Annotated in this window: 20 protein-coding genes, 1 tRNA gene and 1 other RNA gene; 5 read left to right on the plus strand and 17 right to left on the minus strand. The window is 61.6% G+C overall.

Annotated elements, in window-relative coordinates; genetic code table 11:
- Nucleotides 1-106: 106 nt before the first annotated feature.
- From nuoH to mepA, 15 genes are all read right to left on the minus strand, one after another.
- Nucleotides 107-1,075, minus strand: a complete 969-nt coding sequence (gene nuoH, locus BN1118_RS07570) for an NADH-quinone oxidoreductase subunit NuoH (protein ID WP_043555312.1) — start codon at nucleotides 1,073-1,075, stop codon at nucleotides 107-109.
- On the minus strand, nucleotides 1,072-3,816 hold the full coding sequence (gene nuoG / locus BN1118_RS07575; RefSeq protein WP_043555313.1) for an NADH-quinone oxidoreductase subunit NuoG: 2,745 nt from the start codon (nucleotides 3,814-3,816) through the stop codon (nucleotides 1,072-1,074). The genes nuoH and nuoG overlap by 4 nt, the downstream gene beginning before the upstream one ends.
- Before the next feature lie 158 nt (nucleotides 3,817-3,974).
- Nucleotides 3,975-5,360, minus strand: coding sequence for an NADH-quinone oxidoreductase subunit NuoF (gene nuoF / locus BN1118_RS07580; RefSeq protein ID WP_043555840.1), 1,386 nt, complete (start codon nucleotides 5,358-5,360; stop codon nucleotides 3,975-3,977).
- Nucleotides 5,361-5,427: 67 nt separating this feature from the next.
- Nucleotides 5,428-5,970 (minus strand): NADH-quinone oxidoreductase subunit NuoE, encoded by a 543-nt coding sequence (nuoE, locus tag BN1118_RS07585; RefSeq protein WP_043136692.1) that lies wholly within the window; start codon nucleotides 5,968-5,970, stop codon nucleotides 5,428-5,430.
- Between the two features lie 62 nt (nucleotides 5,971-6,032).
- Nucleotides 6,033-7,838, minus strand: coding sequence for an NADH-quinone oxidoreductase subunit C/D (nuoC, locus tag BN1118_RS07590; RefSeq protein WP_043555314.1), 1,806 nt, complete (start codon nucleotides 7,836-7,838; stop codon nucleotides 6,033-6,035).
- A gap of 2 nt (nucleotides 7,839-7,840) precedes the next feature.
- Nucleotides 7,841-8,515, minus strand: a complete 675-nt coding sequence (locus BN1118_RS07595) for a NuoB/complex I 20 kDa subunit family protein (RefSeq protein ID WP_042034369.1) — start codon at nucleotides 8,513-8,515, stop codon at nucleotides 7,841-7,843.
- 29 nt (nucleotides 8,516-8,544) lie between these two features.
- Nucleotides 8,545-8,949 carry an NADH-quinone oxidoreductase subunit A gene (locus tag BN1118_RS07600; RefSeq protein WP_042865893.1) on the minus strand — a complete coding sequence of 135 codons (405 nt, stop codon included), beginning with the start codon at nucleotides 8,947-8,949 and terminating at the stop codon, nucleotides 8,545-8,547.
- 313 nt (nucleotides 8,950-9,262) lie between these two features.
- On the minus strand, nucleotides 9,263-10,141 hold the full coding sequence (locus BN1118_RS07605; protein WP_043555315.1) for a flagellar motor protein MotB: 879 nt from the start codon (nucleotides 10,139-10,141) through the stop codon (nucleotides 9,263-9,265).
- On the minus strand, nucleotides 10,116-10,874 hold the full coding sequence (locus BN1118_RS07610; RefSeq protein WP_043555316.1) for a flagellar motor protein: 759 nt from the start codon (nucleotides 10,872-10,874) through the stop codon (nucleotides 10,116-10,118). The genes BN1118_RS07605 and BN1118_RS07610 overlap by 26 nt, the downstream gene beginning before the upstream one ends.
- A 323-nt stretch (nucleotides 10,875-11,197) precedes the next feature.
- Nucleotides 11,198-11,326: non-coding RNA, RtT sRNA (locus tag BN1118_RS21090), on the minus strand.
- 52 nt (nucleotides 11,327-11,378) lie between these two features.
- Nucleotides 11,379-11,466, minus strand: a tRNA-Ser gene (locus BN1118_RS07615).
- Between the two features lie 177 nt (nucleotides 11,467-11,643).
- Nucleotides 11,644-12,261 (minus strand): TPM domain-containing protein, encoded by a 618-nt coding sequence (locus tag BN1118_RS07620; protein WP_043555317.1) that lies wholly within the window; start codon nucleotides 12,259-12,261, stop codon nucleotides 11,644-11,646.
- A 29-nt stretch (nucleotides 12,262-12,290) separates the two neighbouring features.
- The gene (locus BN1118_RS07625; RefSeq protein ID WP_043555319.1) at nucleotides 12,291-13,028 is read right to left on the minus strand and encodes a TPM domain-containing protein; all 738 of its coding nucleotides are present in this window, start codon (nucleotides 13,026-13,028) and stop codon (nucleotides 12,291-12,293) included.
- Entirely contained in the window at nucleotides 13,025-13,630 is a 606-nt protein-coding gene (locus BN1118_RS07630) for a LemA family protein (RefSeq protein ID WP_043555321.1), read from the minus strand. Before BN1118_RS07630 ends, BN1118_RS07625 begins: the two co-directional genes overlap by 4 nt.
- A 42-nt stretch (nucleotides 13,631-13,672) precedes the next feature.
- Complete coding sequence (gene mepA, locus BN1118_RS07635) at nucleotides 13,673-14,440, minus strand: penicillin-insensitive murein endopeptidase (protein ID WP_043555323.1); 768 nt, start codon at nucleotides 14,438-14,440, stop codon at nucleotides 13,673-13,675.
- Nucleotides 14,441-14,607: 167 nt separating this feature from the next.
- On the opposite strand from mepA, the gene BN1118_RS07640 reads away from it, so the two are divergent.
- A complete protein-coding gene (locus BN1118_RS07640) occupies nucleotides 14,608-15,150 on the plus strand; it encodes a hypothetical protein (protein ID WP_043136673.1) in 543 nt (180 codons plus the stop codon).
- Between the two features lie 218 nt (nucleotides 15,151-15,368).
- Nucleotides 15,369-15,647 carry an RNA recognition motif domain-containing protein gene (locus tag BN1118_RS07645; protein ID WP_080741091.1) on the plus strand — a complete coding sequence of 93 codons (279 nt, stop codon included), beginning with the start codon at nucleotides 15,369-15,371 and terminating at the stop codon, nucleotides 15,645-15,647.
- Nucleotides 15,648-15,728: 81 nt separating this feature from the next.
- Here the strand turns inward: BN1118_RS07645 and BN1118_RS07650 are convergent, their stop codons facing one another.
- Entirely contained in the window at nucleotides 15,729-16,628 is a 900-nt protein-coding gene (locus BN1118_RS07650; protein ID WP_043555325.1) for an aldo/keto reductase, read from the minus strand.
- Nucleotides 16,629-16,735: 107 nt separating this feature from the next.
- Here BN1118_RS07650 and BN1118_RS07655 point away from each other — a divergent pair, with 107 nt between their 5' ends.
- The 3 genes from BN1118_RS07655 (at nucleotide 16,736) to ltaE (ending at nucleotide 19,045) form a co-directional block, all read left to right on the plus strand.
- Nucleotides 16,736-17,143, plus strand: coding sequence for a helix-turn-helix domain-containing protein (locus BN1118_RS07655; protein WP_043136665.1), 408 nt, complete (start codon nucleotides 16,736-16,738; stop codon nucleotides 17,141-17,143).
- 90 nt (nucleotides 17,144-17,233) lie between these two features.
- Entirely contained in the window at nucleotides 17,234-17,935 is a 702-nt protein-coding gene (locus BN1118_RS07660; protein ID WP_043555327.1) for a Rossmann-fold NAD(P)-binding domain-containing protein, read from the plus strand.
- A 90-nt stretch (nucleotides 17,936-18,025) separates the two neighbouring features.
- Nucleotides 18,026-19,045, plus strand: a complete 1,020-nt coding sequence (gene ltaE / locus BN1118_RS07665) for a low-specificity L-threonine aldolase (protein ID WP_043555330.1) — start codon at nucleotides 18,026-18,028, stop codon at nucleotides 19,043-19,045.
- A gap of 72 nt (nucleotides 19,046-19,117) precedes the next feature.
- Here ltaE and BN1118_RS07670 read toward each other — a convergent pair whose 3' ends face one another.
- Nucleotides 19,118-19,549 (minus strand): PAS domain-containing protein, encoded by a 432-nt coding sequence (locus BN1118_RS07670; protein ID WP_042871318.1) that lies wholly within the window; start codon nucleotides 19,547-19,549, stop codon nucleotides 19,118-19,120.
- Between the last annotated feature and the right edge of the window lies 1 nt (nucleotide 19,550).

A 19,550-nucleotide genomic window follows, 5' to 3' on the forward strand; every position in this document is an offset into this window, starting at 1 on the left:
ATCAGCACCACAGCCCCTGAGCCTTGCATCCCGAGCGGGGTGCAAGGCGCGAGGCAAGCAGACGTTCCAGCCAAACGGCATCACAATGTTCATATCCATTCCGGCCTCACTGCGCACTCATCAGCACCACGGCTCCCGTGATCAGCATGTTGATCAGGGTCAGCGGCAGGCAGACTTTCCAGCCAAAGGACATCACCTGGTCAAAACGCGGACGGGGCAGGGAGGCCCGCAGCAGGATGAAGAGCACCATGAAGCAGGCGGTCTTCAGGGCAAACCAGATGAAGGGCGGCAACCAGGGGCCGTGCCAGCCACCGAAGAACAGGGTCACTATGAGGGAGGAGATCAGCACTATGCCGATGTACTCGCCCACGAAGAAGAGACCCCATTTCATGCCCGCATACTCGATGTGATAGCCGTCGGCGAGCTCCTGCTCGGCCTCCGGCTGGTCAAACGGGTGGCGGTGGGTGACGGCGACGCCGGCAAACAGGAAGGTGATGAAGCCCAGGATCTGGGGCACCACGTTCCACAAGCCCTCCTGGGCCTCGACTATGTCTCTCAGGTTGAAGCTGCCGGTCTGGATCACTATCCCCATCAGGGAGAGCCCCAGGAACACCTCGTAGGAGAGGGTCTGGGCCGAGGCGCGCAGGCTGCCGAGCAATGAGTATTTGTTGTTGCTCGACCAGCCGGCGAACAGCACGGCATAGACCGCCAGTCCCGCAATGGCCAGTATGTAGAGCAGGCCCACGTTGAGATCCGCCACGCCCCAGGTGGGGGTGAGCGGCACCACGGCAAACGCCAGAATAAAGGCGGTAAAGGCGATGATGGGGGCCAGGATGAAGATCCGGCGATCCGCGAACGGAGGGATCCAGTCCTCCTTGAAGAACATCTTGACCATGTCGGCCGCCAGCTGCAGCAGGCCGAACGGGCCCACCCGGTTGGGGCCGTAGCGATCCTGCCACAGCGCCAGCAGGCGACGTTCGATGAAGCTCATGAAGGCGCCAGCCCCCACTATCCCCACCAGCACGATCAGCGCCTTGCCGACTTCAATCAGCAGCTCCATCAGGGAATCACTCATGCGATCGCCTCCTGCAGGTTGTTGATGTAGGCCTGTTGCAGCGCGGTCGGCAGACCGTTCACGCCGAGCGGCAGACCCAGCAGACCCTGTGCCAGAGCATGGCTCAACCGCAGCTTGAGGCGCCAGTGGTTGCCACCCCAGGAGAAGCTCACCTGGTTGCCCGCGTTGAGGGCAAGGCGAGCCGCATCGGCCGGGTTCAGCACCAGCTCGGGCTCATTCATGCGGGCCTGGATCACAGGGCTGCGAGCGGAGAGTTCCTCGCCGCCAAACAGCTGGTCATAGTTGACCACCTGCAGGGCTTCCTGAGCCACGAAAGGGGCCGGTATGGCATCAAACCAGCCAAGACTGTCTTCACCCGGCTCCAGCAGGCGGCGACCGGGATCACCGGCGCGCAGCTTGCCGCCCACCTCGTCCTGGAACTTGTTCCAGGCCGACGGCGAGTTCCAGCCCGGCGCCCAGGCAAACGGCACCTGTTGCATCGGTTGGCGGGCACCGGCATAGCCTTCCATGGAGAAGTTGAAGGGGGAGTCAGGATCCTGGGCCACTCTCGGCTCGCTGACGTTCTGATCCGCCAGCATGGAGGTGCGACCGCTGTAGCGGTGCGGCTCACGAGCCAGCTTCATGCCACGGATCCGCAGCCCGGCGTTGGGCGAGGCTTCCAGCATGGGAGCGAGCAGCGGCGTCGAGGCGGCGCAGGCGCGGCTGATCTCGTCAAGGTTCTGCCAGCGCAGGGGCTTGTGATCGAGAGCTCCCTGCAGCGCGGCCAGCCAGCGCCACCCTTCCCGGATCTGGATGTCGGCGTTGTAGAAGGCCGGTGCATAGACCTGGAAGTAGCGCTGGGCACGGCCCTCCATATTGACGAGAGTGCCATCGGCCTCGGCAAAGCTGGCGGCAGGCAGCACCAGATCGGCCTTCTGGGCTGTCTGGGTATCCTGATGATCGACCACCAGCAGGTGTTGCAGGCGGGCGATGGCCGCATCGACCCGATTGCGCGGAGCGCGGCGATAGAGATCGTTCTCCAGGGCCACCAGTGCCAGGTTATCCTGGGCTTCGATGCGCTCAAGGGCCGCTTCCAGCGATTTGCCTGCCGACTTGCCTGCATCCAGCATGGCCAGACCCAGACTGTTGGCCTCTTGCGCCACCAGTGCCAGGCTGACGTCCTGGCCACGGCCCTTGAGGGCGCGGGCTATGTTGCTGGCAGCCTCGATCAGTGCCGGAGTACGGGCTCCCGAGCCTGCGATGATGAGCGGCTTTTTGGCGTTGCCAAGCAGGTCGGCCCAGCGAGCGGCTTGCGCCTGTTGTTCTTGGCCGAGATCGGCCAGGGCCAGGGCCGGGGCCGAGCTGTCGAGCTGATGGGCGATGGCAAAACCGAGGCGGGCCTGATCCGCGTGGGGGGCGTGCAGTTTTTCTGCCGCCACGTCGTCGAGGCGGGTGCTGTCCAGGCTGGTGATGAGCAGCGGGTAGCGCTCATTCTGGCCCAGGGTCTGCACCGCGGCGACCTGCCATAAGTCCACCTTCATCTTGCGGGCGATCTCGCGCGCCTTGCCCTTGACCGATTGGCGCAGGGCCAGGGCGATGCGGGCGGCGCTCATGGTGACATCTTCACCCAGCACCAGAATGGCGTCGGCCTCTTCCATGTCCCGCAGGCTCGGCGTGCGAATGCCGCCGTGTTGCAGTATGTGCAACATCTTTTGCAGGCACTCCCACTCGCTCTGCTCGACGCCGCAATAGAAGTTGTCGGCACCCACCAGCTCGCGCAGGGCGAAGTTGCTCTCCAGCGAGGCGCGGGGAGAGCCGATGCCGATGACGCCGGCCGCGGTGCGCAGGGCGTCGGCGGCACGGTTCAGGGCGCCGTCCACCGTGATGGCCAGCTTGTCGTTGCCGTCACGCAGCAATGGCTGACGCGGGCGATCCGCCAGATTGACGTAGCCATAGCCAAAGCGGCCGCGATCGCACAGGAAGTAGTGGTTGAGGCCACCGTGGAAGCGGTTCTCGATGCGGCGCAGCTCGCCGTAGCGCTCGCCCGGGCTGATGTTGCAACCGACCGAGCACTGCTGGCAGATGCTGGGGGCAAACTGCATGTCCCACTTGCGGTTGTAACGCTCGGAGTGGGTCTTGTCGGTGAACACGCCGGTGGGGCAGACCTCCACCAGGTTGCCGGAGAACTCGCTCTCCAGGGTGCCATCTTCGACCCGGCCGAAATAGACGTTGTCGTGGGCGCCATAGACACCCAGATCCTCGCCGCCGGCGTAGTCCTTGTAGTAACGCACGCAGCGATAACAGGCGATGCAGCGGTTCATCTCATGATTGATGAAGGGCCCCAGTTCCTGATTCTGGTGGGTGCGCTTGGTGAAGCGGTAGCGACGGCTGTTATGGCCTGTCATCACCGTCATGTCCTGCAGGTGGCAGGCGCCACCCTCTTCACATACCGGGCAGTCGTGGGGGTGGTTGGTCATCTGCCACTCCACCACCGTCTTGCGGAACTCTTTCGCCTCCTCGTCCTCGATGGAGATATAGGTGCCATCGGTAGAGGGGGTCATGCAGGACATGACCAGGCGGCCGCGCTTGTCGTCGGCATTCTGATACTGCTTGACCGCACACTGGCGGCAGGCGCCGACGCTACCCAGCGCCGGGTGCCAGCAAAAATAGGGGACGTCCAGCCCTAAGGAGAGACAGGCTTGCAGCAGGTTGTCTGCCCCGTCTACCTCGTACTCTTTACCGTCTACAAAAATGGTGGCCATACAACTTCCCTGACATCAATTAGATAAAACGCGCAGATTGGATTAGCCGGCAGGCGTAATCAGACAATGGCGTCATCAAACATTCGTGAACTCTGGTTTGCACCTGTGTTGCATAAAACGGCCGATCAGGCTTCGCCCATCGGCCCTGCGTCCTCGTCTTACCAGCGTTCACCCAGCAGATTGGGCTGGATCCCTTTGAGCAGCTTGTGATTATCCTGCGGTCCCTTGATCCCGGCCTCGAACTCGGCGCGGAAATACTTGAGCGCGCTGCCAAGCGGCTCGACGGCGCCAGGAGCGTGGGCACAGAAGGTCTTGCCCGGGCCGAGGAAACTGACCAGCTGTTCCAGCGTTGCCAGATCTCCTTGCTGACCCTCGCCCCGCTCCAGCGCCCGCAGCAGCTTGACGCTCCAGGGAAGGCCGTCGCGACAGGGAGTGCACCAGCCACAGGATTCGCGGGCGAAGAACTCTTCCATGTTGCGTAAGAGCCCCACCATGTTGATGCTGTCATCCACCGCCATGGCGAGGCCTGTGCCCATGCGGGTGCCGACCTTGCCGATGCCGCCGGCATACATCTGGGCATCCAGGTGCTCGGGCAGCAGGAAGCCGGTACCGGCCCCGCCCGGTTGCCAGGCCTTCAGGCGATAGCCGGGCTTCATGCCACCGGCGTAGTTTTCAAACAGCTCACGGGCGGTGATGCCAAAGGGCAGTTCCCACAGGCCCGGGTTGTTGACCTTGCCGGAGAAGCCCATCAGCTTGGTGCCGTGATCTTCGGATCCCGGCAGCGCCAGCCCCTGATACCACTCGACGCCGTTGCCTATGATGGCGGGCACGTTGCACAGGGTCTCGACGTTGTTGACGCAGGTAGGCTTGCCCCAGACGCCGGAGACGGCGGGGAAGGGGGGCTTGGCGCGCGGGTTGGCGCGGCGCCCTTCCAGGGAGTTGATGAGCGCCGTCTCTTCGCCGCAGATGTAACGCCCTGCGCCGGTGTGGACGAACAGCTCGAAGTCAAAGCCCGAGCCCAGGATGTTCTTGCCGAGCAGGCCGGCGGCCTTGGCCTCTTCCACCGCGCGGCGCAGATTGATGGCGGCATCCACGTACTCGCCACGCAGGAAGATGTAACCGCGATAGGCCTTGAGGGCCTTGGCGGAGATGATCATTCCCTCGATCAGCAGGTGGGGCAGTTGCTCCATCAGCAGCCGATCCTTCCAAGTATTCGGCTCCATCTCGTCGGCGTTGCAGAGCAGGTAACGTATGTTCATGCTCTCGTCTTTGGGCATCAGGCCCCACTTCACCCCGGTGGAGAAGCCGGCGCCACCGCGCCCCTTGAGGCCGGCATCCTTGACAGTGCCGACTATCTCATCCGGGCTCATCTGGCCGAGGGCTTTGCGGGCAGCGTCATAGCCCTGCTTGCTCTGGTATTCATCCAGCCAGACCGGCTGGCCGTCGTCACGCAGCCGCCAGGTGAGCGGATGGGTCTCGGGGGCGCGCGCAATCAGGTTGGCCGTGCCGATGGAGGCGAGAGGCGTGGTCGGCCGTGGGCTCATGGACATAGGTTGGCCTCCGGGGTCTTGTTGCGTTCAAGGCGCATGGGCATATTGCCCTCGTGAAGACTCATGGGTAGGCCTCCAGGGTCTTGAGCAGGCTGATGGCATCGAGTCCGCCATAGGTGTCGTCGTCGATCATCAGCGCCGGCCCCTTGTCACAGTTGCCGAGGCAGCAGACGGGCAGCAGGGTGAAGCGGCCGTCGGCGCTGGTCTGGCCGGGGGCCAGATCCATCACTTCCTTGAGGCCGGCCAGCAGCCCTTCGTGGCCGTTGATGTAACAGACCATGCTGTCACAGACCCGGATGATGTGGCGCCCGACCGGCTGGCGGAAGATCTGGCTGTAGAAAGTCGCAACCCCTTCCACGTCGCTGGCGGGAATGCCGAGTTCGGCAGCGATGGCATGGATGGCACCGTCCGGTACCCAGCCGCGGGCTTGCTGCACTATCTTGAGTGCTTCTATGCTGGCGGCGCGGGGATCTTCGTAGTGGTGTATCTCATGCCGGATGGCATCGCGTTCGGCCTGGCTCAGGACGAAGCCGTCCCCCTTGCCCTGGCACTCACTTTGCCCCTGCGGGGTCTGATTGTTTTGGCACTGACATTGCTGGCTCATGGCTTAACCTTTTGTGGCTTGTCCTTTTTGTCGCGTAACGGTTGTTTAGTAACAGCGGTTACTCAACGATCCACATCCGACATAACGAAATCGATACTGCCCAGGTAGGCGATGAGATCCGACACCATGCTGCCCCGGATCACCGAGGGGATCTGTTGCAGGTGAGCAAAGCTCGGGGTGCGGATCCGGGTCCGGTAGCTCATGGTGGAGCCATCGCTGGTCAGGTAATAACTGTTGATCCCCTTGGTCGCCTCTATCATCTGGAAGGATTCGGCGGCCGGCATTACCGGGCCCCAGGACACTTGCAGGAAGTGGGTGATCAGGGTCTCTATGTCTTGCAGGGTGCGATCTTTGGGCGGCGGCGTAGTGAGCGGGTGATCCGCCTTGAATGGCCCCTCCGGCATGTTCTTCACACACTGCTCTATGATGCGCAGGCTCTGGCGCATCTCTTCGAGGCGTATCATGCCACGGTCGTAAACATCCCCGTTGGCACCGACCGGCACCTCGAACTCGAACTGATCGTAGCCCGAGTAAGGGCGCCATTTGCGCACGTCAAAGTTGAGGCCGGTGGCTCGCAGACCGCCCCCCGTGATGCCCCACGCCAATGCCTGCTCTGTGGTATAGGGGGCGACGCCTATGGTGCGGCCGCGCAATATGCTGTTGCGCATGGCCGCCTTCTCATAATCCATCAGCCGCTTGGGCAGCCAGTTCAGCAGGTTATCCTGGATGAGACGAGCCCAGCCCACCGGCAGATCGTGCGCCACGCCGCCGATACGGAACCAGGCCGGGTGCATGCGCGCGCCCGTGATGGCTTCGATGATGGTGTAGATCTTTTGCCTGTCGGTGAAGGTGAAGAAGACGGGGGTCATGGCACCCACGTCCTGGATATAGGTCCCGAGGAACAGCAGGTGGCTCTGGATGCGGAACAGCTCCGCCAGCATCACCCGGATCACGTCGACCCGGTTTGGCACCTTGATGCCCGCCAGCTTCTCGACCGCCAGCACATAAGGCAGGTTGTTCATGACGCCGCCCAGGTACTCGACCCGGTCGGTATAGGGGATGTAGCTGTGCCAGGACTGACGCTCACCCATCTTCTCGGCGCCGCGGTGGTGATAGCCGATGTCGGGCACGCAGTCGCGGATCTCCTCGCCATCGAGCTGCAGCACCAGCCGGAAGGCGCCGTGGGCGGAGGGGTGGTTCGGGCCGAGGTTCAAGAACATGTAGTCCTCGTTCTCGTTGCCCCGGTTCATGCCCCACTCTTCGGGTTTGAACAGCAGGTTGTCCTGCTCCTGATCCTGTTTGACCGCATCGAGCATGAAGGGATCGAACTCGGTGGCGCGCGCCGGATAGTCTTTGCGCAGCGGGTGACCCTGCCAGCTCTTGGGCATCATGATGCGGGTCAGATGGGGGTGCCCATCGAAGTTGATGCCCATCAGATCCCACACTTCCCGCTCGTACCAGTTGGCGTTGGGGAAGTGGCGGCTGATGGTTGGCAGGCTCAGATCGCTCTCTTTGAGCGGCACCTTCAGCATCACATCGGCGTTGCGGTCGATGGAGATGAGGTGATAGAAAACGGTGAAGTCGCTCTCGGGCAGGCCGTCGCGATGGCTGCGCATCCGCTCGTCGGTGGCGCTGAGATCAAACAGCATCACGAATGGTGAGGGGAGCTTGCGCAAGAAGCCGATCACGTCCAGCAGCAGCTCGCGGGAGAGCCAGACCACGGGCACGCCGGTGCGGGTGGTCTGAACGGTGAAGCGCTCGGCACCAAAGTGGGCAAACAGCTCGCCGACCACCTGGGCATCCTGGTGATCGCTCGGTTGCCACTGGGCCATGGTGTAGTTACTGGGGAATTCTCGAGTCAGTTTCATGATCAGATCTCATCCGGCGTGCGCAGGTTGGTAACGTTGATCCGCTCGCCGCGCTTGCGTTCCTTCTCTGCCTGCATCTGGGGACGGTAGATCCCCTGATCGCCCACCACCCAGGAGAGGGGGCGGCGTTCCTTGCCGATGGAGTCCTGCAGCAGCATCAGGGCTTGCAGGAAGGCCTCGGGACGGGGCGGGCAGCCAGGAATGTAGACGTCGACCGGCAGGAACTTGTCCACGCCCTGTACCACTGAGTAAATGTCATACATGCCGCCCGAGTTGGCGCAGGCGCCCATGGAGATGACCCACTTGGGTTCGAGCAGCTGTTCGTACAGGCGCTGGATGACGGGTGCCATCTTGATGAAGGGCGTCCCTGCTATCACCATGAAATCGGCCTGACGCGGCGAGGCTCGAATAACCTCGGCGCCGAAGCGGGCCACGTCATGGGGGGAAGTGAAGGCGGTACACATCTCCACGTAGCAGCAGGAGATGCCGAAGTTGTAGGGCCAGAGGGAATTCTTGCGACCCCAGTTGACGGTGTCTTGCAACACCTCCTCGAGACGCCCCATCATGATGCCGCGTTCAGCCTGTTGCGCCAGCGGATCATCGACGGTTTGGCGCTGTTCCTGGGGGTAGCGCTCAACCGGCGCATCCGGGTCAATCCGGGTCAGGGTGTACTTCATGGTGCAACCTCAAAGGGAATATCGGTAATTCAGTCTGGCTTCTTGTCAGTCAGAACGCGTTTCTTTGGTGCCCAGTCGAGGGCGCCGATGCGCCACAGGTAGATAAGACCTACCAGCAGCAGGGTGATAAAGATGGCGGCTTCAATAAAGCCGACCCAGCCACTCTCCCGAACGGAGACGGACCAGGCGAACAGATAGAGTGCCTCGACGTCGAAGATGACGAAGAACATGGCGACCAGGTAGAACTTGGCGGAGAAACGCAGACGGGCATTGCCAACCGAATCTATGCCCGATTCGAAGGGCTTGTTTTTGGCTCGACCGTAGGCACGGCCTCCCAGCAAGGCGGCCAGACCTATCATGATCAGGCACAGGCAAATGGCTGCAACGACATAGATAGCAAAAGCCCAATGCTGGACAGCAATATCAGCAAACATATAGGTTTTCCCTAACCGAATTAATCATGTGACTTAACAAGGGTGTTACGCATTATGCCACTTCCATACTGATTTACATGTCATTTCAAAGGATTAATTATTAATCATGGGGGGAAAAATCGGTTTTTGCTAGCAAGGTCAATTTTCTCATTTGAGAATCATTTTCAATGGCGCGAATAGACCCGGAAAACGGCGCGCCGCAGGGGCCTGTACAGCGTGGCATGCGGGGAAAATAGGGGATGCTGGTCGGATGACTGGGGCGATAACGGCTGGATGAGATGCAAAGAAAACCCCGCTGGGCGGGGTTTGCTGATCAGGGTTTGAGGATGGGGAGCGCCTCTTCGGCGGCCTTGCCCTGGGAGAGGGTGATCTCGACCCGGCGGTTGGCCTGTCGATGCTCAGGCGTGTCGTTGGCATAGCGCGGCTGGGCATCGGCCACCCCCTGAGCTATGACTCTGGTTGCGTCCAGCTTGGGGTTGGTGAGCAGGGTATGGACGATGGAGGCCGAGCGCAGCACCGACAGCTCCCAGTTGCTGCGATAGAGCTCTATCGGCGCCTGCGAGTTGTCCGTGTGGCCTGTCACCACCACCTTGCCCGGGATGTCGGCCAGTATGCCGGAGATCTTGCTGACCAGCGGAATGAACTGGGGCTGCAGGAAGGCCGAATCGGCCGGGAACAGCGCCTTCTCGCCGATGCGGATCACCAGCTGGCTGCCGAGCTGCTCCACCTCCAGATCCTTGGATTCAATCTGAGCCTTGAGCTGCTGCTCGAGTTTCTTCTTGGTGACCTGTACCCACTCCTGTTCCTTGGTCTTGTGCGGCCAGGCCTCGGTGGCACTCGGCTTCTCCGAGGCCCCTATGGTTTCGTTGAAGGGATCTGCCGCCGCGGTCGGAGCTTCTTTTTCCAGCACGGTTTCTTTATCCGGGCTGCTGGGGGCCGTTCTGGATTCCGGCTCCAGGATCCCGGTGCCGCCCTGCATCACAGGGGAACCAGCGGGTGGAGAGATGAGGCCGATTTTACCCAGCGACTCGATGAAGCCCTGGATCAGCACCCGGGTCTCGGACTGTTTGGCCATGGCAAAGGAGTAGAGCACCACGAACAGGGCGAACAGCAGGGTCATGAAGTCGGCATAGGAAACCAGCCAGCGTTCGTGGTTCTCCGGCGCTTCAGGCTTTTTCTTTTTGGCCACCATGGCCTCCCAGATAAGGTTCGAGGGTAACTTGTAACCGGGCTTGCGACTCGCCATCCACGATGCAGAGGATGCCGGTCAAGGTCATCTCCTTGTAGTGGCGGATATCATGGGCAAACCCCTTGTAGCGGTTACCGAAGGGAAGAAAGATCAGGTTGGCGGCACCCACCCCGTAGATGGTGGCGATGAAGGCCACCGCGATGGCACCACCCAGTTTGTCAGGGGCATCCAGCAGGCCCATGGCGTGGATCAGGCCAAATACCGCGCCCACTATCCCCATGGTCGGGCAGTAGCCGCCCATGGCCTCATAGAATTTTACTGTCTGCTCGAGATCCTCATGCTCGAACTCGATTTCGTTCTCCAACACCTCGTGGATCTTGGTCTTCTCGTAGCCATCGACCATCATCTGCACCCCTTTTTGCAGGAAGGGATCCTTGATCTCGTCGATCATGCCTTCCAGGGCCAGCATGCCGCTGCGTCTGGCGTTGCCGGCCAGGGTTTCCAGCAACTGTGCCTGTTCCAGCATATCGAGCTTGGGGGGGGCAAGCAGCCACTTGAAGCGCTTGAAGGTTTTACCGACGACGGAGAAGGGAAACTGGGTCAGTGCGGCACCGACAGTACCACCGATCACTATGAGGAAGGCTGGCAGATCGAGCAGGGCGCTGGGATGGCCCCCCTCGATGATGTTACCGCCAAGGATACAGATTATTGCAAAAATCAGGCCAATCAAGCTCATTCTTTGTACGTCCCTGAATATTGATAATGGCTAGTGTAGCTATTTAAGTATCAGTTTTTCAAAATGATATCCAATCGGTGTGCAATAAATCAGAGCCGGGTCCGGCGGGAAAATATTTAACGGCGCAGGGCGGAACATCTGTCTGGACAGGGCGAGAAACCAGGCATGCTCATTCCTGGGTGGGCAAGGACGCCTGATAGGAAGGATGTCCCCAGAATAGTGCCTGTGTTTTTCGTGAGGAGGGTGAGAGCATTAGCCTATCGAGAGCCGATGGCGCAGGCCAGAAAGCAAAAAACCGACCATCAGGTCGGTTCTTTTTAATTTGGCGGTGAGGGAGAGATGATTCGCCACTGCGTGGCTCACCCCTTCGGGGCGGCCTGCGGCCGTTCATCGCAGCAAGCTGCTCTGCTCGAACCCAGCGAGGGTTCTCACCCTCCCTTGTCGACATCCAAGGGCGCCTGCCCCAATGCAAAAAGCCCGACCAGTGGGTCGGGCTTTGCAATTTGGCGGTGAGGGAGGGATTCGAACCCTCGATACGTTGCCGTATACACACTTTCCAGGCGTGCTCCTTCAGCCACTCGGACACCTCACCAAATTTTGGTCTGTTGTTTAGGGTGCTCAGCCAGCACCTTGTTCGCCGCGCCGTTGCGCTGGAACGGGGCGTAATTTAGGGGAAAGGGCTGCCGGGGTCAACCACTTTTCCCCTTATTTTTCATAATCTTTATCGGATGCCTATCCCTTGAACAGAATGCCTGTTTTTTAAACCCGATCAGGGCTTGTCCAGGATGATCAGGCTGTCGGGCAGCTCATTCTGATCCCGGGTCGCCGGGAAGGCATCGGTCAGGATGGCGCTGGTGTGTTCCACGCACTCGATAAATCCCTGCTCCACTTCCCGGTTGCGTACCCGTTGGGTGAAGTCGTCGATGATCGCCTGCCACTGGGCATTGTCGATGTGCTGGGCTATGCCGTCGTCCACCAGTATCTCCACGTAGTGCTCGGCCACCGAGACGAAGATCAGCACCCCCAGCCGGTCCCGGGTGCGGTGCAGACCCTGTTCGACAAACTGCAGGCGAGCCATCAGCGCCGCCCTGTGCCGACGTACCTTTTTCGGGATCAGGTACATCTTGATGGGGGTCCAGTGGAACAACAGGCTCAGCAGCAGCCAGACCGACCACTGTGCCAGCAGGATCTCGTACCAGCCGAGCCAGAAGCCGAGCTCAAACACCAGCAGGGGCGTGAGCATGGCAATCAGCGCTGCCCACAGGGTGGGAATATAGCGATAGCCGTCGCTGGCTGGCGCCAGCACTGTGACCAGTTCAGCATCCGTTTCCAGCTCCGCCTCGCGAACCTTGGCCTGCAGCGTGTGGAAGAACTGTTTAGAAATCATAGTGTTGTCTCTTCATTCCTGTATTCCTGTTACCAACCACCGGAGGCTCCTCCGCCGCCAAAACTGCCGCCGCCCCCGCTGAAACCGCCACCGCTGCCGCCACGGCCACCGAAGCTGCCGGCCCCGAAGCCTCCGGTCAGCAAAGCCGCGCGGCGTCGGCCACCGCTGCTACCCCCTCCGCCACCGCCGCGCAGGTTGTGCAGCACTAGCATCACAATCACCATCAGGATGAACAGCCAGGGGCCGCCCAGCTTGCCTTCCTGTTTGTCGGTGTCCACCGGCGTGTACTCACCCGCCAGCGCCTGCATGATGCTCCGGCTGCCGGCGACCACGCCGGCGACCATGTCGCCACGCTTGAAGGCGGGCAGGATCCGGGTCTGGATGATGTTGGCCGCAATGGCGTCGGGCAGGGCACCTTCCAGCCCATAACCCACCTCGATGCGCACCTTGCGTTCATCCTGGGCGATCAGCAGCAGGACGCCATTGTTCTTGCCCTTCTGACCTATGCCCCAGTGGCGGCCGAGCTGGTAGCCGTACTCCTCTATGGTGTCGCCACCCAGCGTGTCGATGGAGACCACCACCAGCTGGATGCCGCTGCGCTTTTCAAACGCGGCCAGTTGCTGGGTCAGCTGATGGGCCTGCTTGCGGGACATCAGGTTCGCCTCGTCCACCACCCGGCCGCTGAGGGCCGGAAAGGTGGGGGCGGCTTGCAGCGCCGCCGTCCACAGCAGCAGACAGGGCAACAGCCAGCGAACAAGCCTGCTCATTGGAAGCTGACCTTGGGCGCCTCATCGGCACCTGGCTTGGCACTGAAGCTAGGTTTGGCCTCCAGATCCGAATAGAGCAACTTGGACCAGATGACGCCGGGGAAGGTGCGGATCTCGGTATTGAACAGGCGCACCGCCTCTATGTAGTCGCGGCGGGCCACAGAGATACGGTTCTCGGTGCCTTCCAGCTGGGCCTGCAGGGTGAGGAACTGCTGATCCGCCTTCAGATCCGGATAGCGTTCAACCACCACCATCAGCCGGGAGAGGGCGCTGGAGAGTTGATTCTGGGCCGCTTCAAACTCCTTGAGCTGGGCGGGATCGCTCACCTGCACGCTGCCGACCCGGGCACGGGCGTCGGTGACCGCTTTGAGGGTCTCCTGCTCATGGCTGGCATAGCCCTTGACGGTGGCCACCAGATTGGGAATGAGATCGGCCCGGCGCTGGTACTGGTTCTCGACCTGGCCCCAGCTCGCCTTGACCTGTTCATCCAGGGTCGGAATGTTGTTCATGCCGCAACCCGTCAGTCCCAGCAGCAGGGTCAGGGTCAACAGGCTCTGCGTTGCCCTGCGCCAGAGTGAAGTGGCCATCTTGTTGTTCTCCATTGAAATTTCTAGCGGATATAGGTGCACCATAACAGCTTGTGGTCAACTGCCACAACGGGCGGGCAGCCTGGGTTTGCTGTACGCCATCGAGACCTTGGGCAATTGCGGCTTGTCCTTGAGCCAGGAGGCCAGCTCGGCGCCGCAGCCATTGCCGGGCGGGATAGGGGCCTGGGGCTGGCAATCCGGACTGCCAGCCGGACAGCGAAGACGCACATGGAAGTGGCTGAAGTGGCCGACCCAGGGACGCAGCTTGGTGACCCAGGGTTCGTCGGCGGCCCGTTTGCACACCTCGCCCTTGAGCACAGGGTTGATAAAGATGCGGGCCACCTCGGGCTTGCTGGCCGCGAGGCGCAGCAGTTCCAGTTGCTGGGGGCCGAAGCGTCCCGGCAAGACCCGGTAACTGGGCTCGTCGATCAGCGCCCACTCCCTGGGGGCATCTTGCTCCCATTTGCTGATGGGCTGGTTGGCCATCCGAAACCAGATGTCGGCATCGAGCCCGGTCTGGTGGCTGCGATGGCCCGAGCTGAAGGGGCCGCCGTGGGCCATGGCCAGATCGGCGATATAGAGATCCGGCATGCCGGCCATCCGGGTCTGGTTTGCCAGGGTAGTGAGGTAGTGAATAAGGTCGGGGTGACCGTAGTAGCGCAGCCGTTTGCTGCGGATCACCTGATAGCCGGGCCCTGTCAGCGGCAGGGCCATGCCATTTTTGAGGCAGCCGGCCGAATAGCCACCAATGGCTTCGGGATCGATCGGGCGGCTGGTCCCGGTATGCAGGGCACTGGCCATGAAGAGCAGGGTGGTAGCAAGCATGAGACTCCCGACAATCACGCTAAGAGGTGGGCTCAGATAACCCCAATCATATCAAGAGTCTGGCAAGGTCGTCATCCGACTTGCCGGTCGGGTTGCATCTTGGCGTCCGGCTCCCGCACAATGCGCGCCACAGCCAGGTGAGCGCACGAGAGCATGAGGAGAAGGAGATGAAGGTGAGTGAGCTGGTGGAGAAGGCAGGGCTCTGTTGCCTGATGCCTCCCGCCCGACGTTTTTATCCTGTGATGGGGGTCTTGCTGCTGGCGAGTCTGGTAACCGTGCTGGCCGCCGTCGGCCTGGGTTATCCGACGATGGGGCTGCTGCCCTGGGTGGGTCTGGTGTTTGGCGGCATAGTGCTGCTGATGATGGTGCTGCCTCGCAACTGGCAGCGCTGGCGACTGGCCGAGCTCGCCTGGGACGATGAGCGCCTCTATCTGCTCAATGGCAGCGAGGACAGGGCGCTGGCACTGCCAAGAGCGGCCCTGGTCGGCATAGAGCGGGATCGCAAGGTGGGCCACGACGGCCAGTGGCTGGAGTTCAGCCTGGATCTCAGGCTCGATGGCGAGCAGCTCGCGGCGGCGACCAAACTGATGGGGCTAGGCCGCGAGGGAACCCACGAGGTCGCGCCCGGCATTTATCGCTTTGGCTTTAAACGGGCCTGGCACGGTCGCCGTGCACTCAAGGAGATACTCAAGGCGCTGCTCCCCATTTGAGCTGACTATTTTCTCGACAATCTACCTCAAAGCTCAGATACTGCCAGTGACTCGAATTGATCTTGCCTGTTCTGTTCGCCCAAGAGATCAATGACTTGAGTGAACAGAACGGGGAGTGCCTCGGCATGATGCCCTGGCAGGTCCGGCATGGAGGTTGTGCCCTTACTTCTGTGTTGGTGATTGGATAGAGAAGGCACCTTGAATCGAGAGTGGATGGCATGAAGATTTACGTAGGTAATCTGTCGTACCGGATGACGGCCGACGAACTGACAACCGTGTTCAGCCAATTTGGGCAGGTAGAAAAGGTCGATATCATCATCGATCGCGATACCGGTCAGTCCAAGGGGTTTGGCTTTATTGAAATGCCTGTCAATGGCGATGCCGAGAAGGCCATCGCCGGTTTGCATGGCACCGAAATCGGTGGCCGCACCATCACAGTCAACCAAGCCAAACCGAAGACAGATGCACCACGTGGTCGCCCCCAGCGTCATCGTTGAGTTGCCTCGATAATGCAAAACGGCATGGGTATCTCCCATGCCGTTTTTGTTGGTGCGGCGCCATGCCGCTGTCACTCAGGGTCAGGGCACGTCATACCCGAGCGCCGCCTTGCGAATGCGGAACCACTGCTGGCGAGTGAGCTGGATGGACTCGGCGGCCACGGCGGCGGCGATCCGCTCCCGCTTGCCTGATCCTATCAGCGGCAACGGCTGGCTTGGCAGCATCATCACCCAGGCGTAGACCAGCTGCTCTATGTGCTGAGCGCCCACTTCATGGCGGATCTGCTCGAGCTCGGCGCGCAGCGGCGCATACTCCTGGCCGTTGAACAGGCGTCCGCCACCGAGGCAGGACCAGGCCATGGGCTTGATGCGCAGTTGCTGGCATTGATCCAGGGTGCCATCCAGGGTGGTGCTCTGGTTCAGCGGCGAGATCTCCAGCTGGTTGGTGACCAGCGGGAAGGGCAGGCGCGATTGCAGCAGCTCGAGCTGGCGAGGGGTGAAGTTGGATACCCCGGCGTGCTTGATCTTGCCTGCCTGCCTGAGGGTGATGAAGGCATCGGCCACCTCGTCGGCATCCATCAGGGGGTCCGGACGGTGGATCAGCAGCAGATCCAGATGGTCGGTGCCGAGCTTGTGCAAGGAGGCCTCGGCGCTGGCGATGATGTGTGCCTTGCCGGTGTTGTAGTGGTTGAGGGCATGTTCAGGCCTGGCGGTGAGGGCGATGCCGCACTTGCTGACGATCTCCATCCGCTCGCGCAGGGAAGGCTCGAGGCGCAGGGCCTTGCCGAACGCCTCCTCGCACTGGTAACCGCCGTAGATGTCGGCGTGATCCAGGGTGGTCACTCCCAGGTCCAGGTGGTACTTCATCAGGTCGAGCAGCGCGGCCGGGGAGAGTTGCCACTCCATCAGACGCCAGTAGCCCATGATGAGGCGGGAGAAGGTCGGGCCCTGATCGTGCAGGGCGACGCGAGATACAGACATGAGTGACTCCTTGGGAAATTAATGCTGCCAGCATCTTGGTCTCTTCTGCCTGGCAAGGCAATAATGCGGCTTTTGTTCACTCGAACTTTGGTTCTGACGGGATATATATGGAAGGATTTGCCGAGCGGTTGCGGAGTCTGATCGGGGCGGGCAGCATCAGCGCGTTTGCGCGTAAAGTCGGCTTGAGCGAAGCCCTGATCCGCAAATATCTGAAGGGGGCCGAGCCCGGCCTTGGCAAGGCAAACCAGATCGCCATGGGGGCCAACTGCTCGCTGGAGTGGCTTGCCACCGGCTGTGGTTATCTTTACCGACAGGCAGAAGTGGTGGATCGGGAGGCGCTGGCCGCCGCAGGCGCCCTGTTGCAGGAGCTGCAGCCGGCGCCCTCCCTGCCTGATGAAAGGCAACTGGTCACCCTGCTCGCCTACTACCAGTTCCTGCGCAGCCACAAGAAGGCCGACGGCTTCCTGGATCTGGCGCTGGCGCGCGAATTTGGCAAGCACCTCAATGAGGCATGAACCCGGATGGGCATAGCCGGCCAACTCTTGGCGGCAGCCGGTTATTATTCTGATAACCTCTAAACAGACGGCAGATCCGGGGAGAGGGTGATGGGCTATCTGATCTTGGGCAGTGGTGGATTGGGCACGGCGCTGGCCAGGGAGCTGTCGGACCGGGGCGAGGAGCTGGTGCTGGCGGGCAGGCAACTGCCAAAAGGACTGGATCCGGCCTGCTACTTCCCGTTGCAGGAGGTGGATCCACTCTCCTTCGATGCGCTGTTCACCCTCTATGACACGACCACCCTGCCGAGCGTGGTGATCAACACCATAGGTCTGCTGCACGACATCAACTTCATGCCGGAGCGGCGGGTGGAGGAAGTCAATCCCAAGTGGCTGTGCGACAGCCTGCTGGCCAATGCCTGGCCACATCTGGCCCTCGGCGCCTGCCTGAGCCGCCGCATGGCCCCGGATGCCAGCTTGTGGCTCTGTTCTCTCTCCGATCTGGCCGGCAGCCTGACCGCCAATGAGACGGGCAGCCGCTACAGCTACCGGATGAGCAAGGCGGCCCTCAACATGGGGGCCAGGACGCTGGCGCTCGAATGGCGGGGTCGCTTCCCCTGCGCCGGGGTGATCACTGTGCATCCGGGTCCCATGGATACCCCCATGAACCAGCCCTTTCTCCATGAGCTGGCCCCCGCCAGCCTGCAGGATCCGGCCTGGGTCGCCCCCCGTTTGCTGGATCTGATCGCCGGTTTGTCGTTGGCACAATCCGGCGCATTTGTGGATCTGCAGGGGCAGCTGCTGCCCTGGTAAGCCGTCACCGGGTTCACATTCCAGCGACGCCCTGCTTGCCAAGCCCGCCCGGGCTGGCTAACGTCGTCCTCCTGCACCAGGAGGGATGTCATGCGCTACATCGATTTACGAAGTGATACGGTCACCCAGCCCACGGATGCCATGCGCCAGAGCATGCTGCATGCCGAGGTCGGGGACGATGTCTATGGGGAGGATCCGGGCGTCAATGCGCTGGAAGCCTATGGCGCCGACCTGCTTGGCAAGGAGGCCGCGCTGTTCGTGCCGTCCGGCACCATGTCCAACCTGCTGGCGGTGATGAGCCATTGCCAGCGAGGGGAAGGGGCCGTGCTGGGCTCGGCAGCCCACATCTATCGCTACGAGGCGCAGGGTTCTGCCGTGCTGGGGTCTGTGGCCCTGCAACCCGTGCCCATGCAGGCCGATGGCTCACTGGCACTGGCGGATGTGCGGGCGGCCATCGCCCCTGACGATGCCCATTTTGTCCAGACCCGCCTCGTCTGCCTCGAGAATACCCATAACGGCAAGGTGCTGCCCCTGTCTTATCTGCGCGAGATGCGCGAGTTTGTCGACGAGAATGGCTTGCAGCTGCACCTGGACGGCGCGCGTCTGTTCAACGCCGTGGTGGCGAGTGGCCATGCGGTGCGCGAGCTGGTCGCGCCGTTTGACAGTGTCTCCATCTGCCTCTCCAAGGGGCTGGGGGCGCCGGTGGGATCGCTGCTGGTGGGTTCCCATGCCTTCATCGCCCGTGCCAGAAGGCTGCGCAAGATGCTGGGTGGCGGCATGCGTCAGGCGGGGATCCTGGCCCAGGCCGGCCTGTTTGCCCTGCAGCAGCATGTGGTACGCCTCGCAGACGATCATCGCCGTGCCAGACGGCTGGCCGAGGGGCTGGCGGCGCTGCCCGGCATCAGGCTGGATCTGGCGCAGGTGCAGACCAACATGGTGTTCCTGCAACTGACGAGTGGCGAGAGTGCACCCTTGCTGGCCTTCATGAAGGAGCGGGGGATCCTCTTCTCCGGCTATGGCGAGTTGCGGCTGGTGACTCATCTGCAGATCCACGATGATGACATCGAAGAGGTGATCGACGCCTTTACCGAGTACCTCGGAGCGCATTGATACGGGTTGCTCACTACAGAAACAACACAGGGCGCCGCGGCGCCCTGTTTCATTTGTGAATGATGTTGTTGGTCACGCCTGTCGCTGGCCTGTCATCAGCATGGCCTCGTCGGTAGCATCGTAGATCATCACGGCGATATGGGTCACCTGACCGCCGAAATCGGCCAGCGGCACCAGGGTCAGATTCTGGAACATGTGGGGGGCCGAGCCAGTGATGGGGCGATAGTTGGAGAAACGCAGCAGATAGGGTTTCTGCTCCCAGGTGCTGAAGGCGCGATTGTTGAGCTTGAACACCATGTTGGCCTTGCGTTCGAACCAGGCCCTGTCCACGTCGGGGAAGAGATCGAACAGCACGCCATCGCGCACCTCACCGGCCAGCCGGCCGCTGTGGCTCTCCATGAAGCCGTTCCACACCTGCACCCTGTACTCCTTGTCGAGCACCACCAGCCCCACGTCCAGGTTCTGGACTATGTTCATCAGCCAATGAAATTCACGAATTTCCATG

Origin of the sequence: Aeromonas bestiarum (genome assembly GCF_000819745.1) — a bacterium.
In the GTDB taxonomy this organism is placed as follows: Bacteria; Pseudomonadota; Gammaproteobacteria; order Enterobacterales; family Aeromonadaceae; genus Aeromonas; species Aeromonas bestiarum.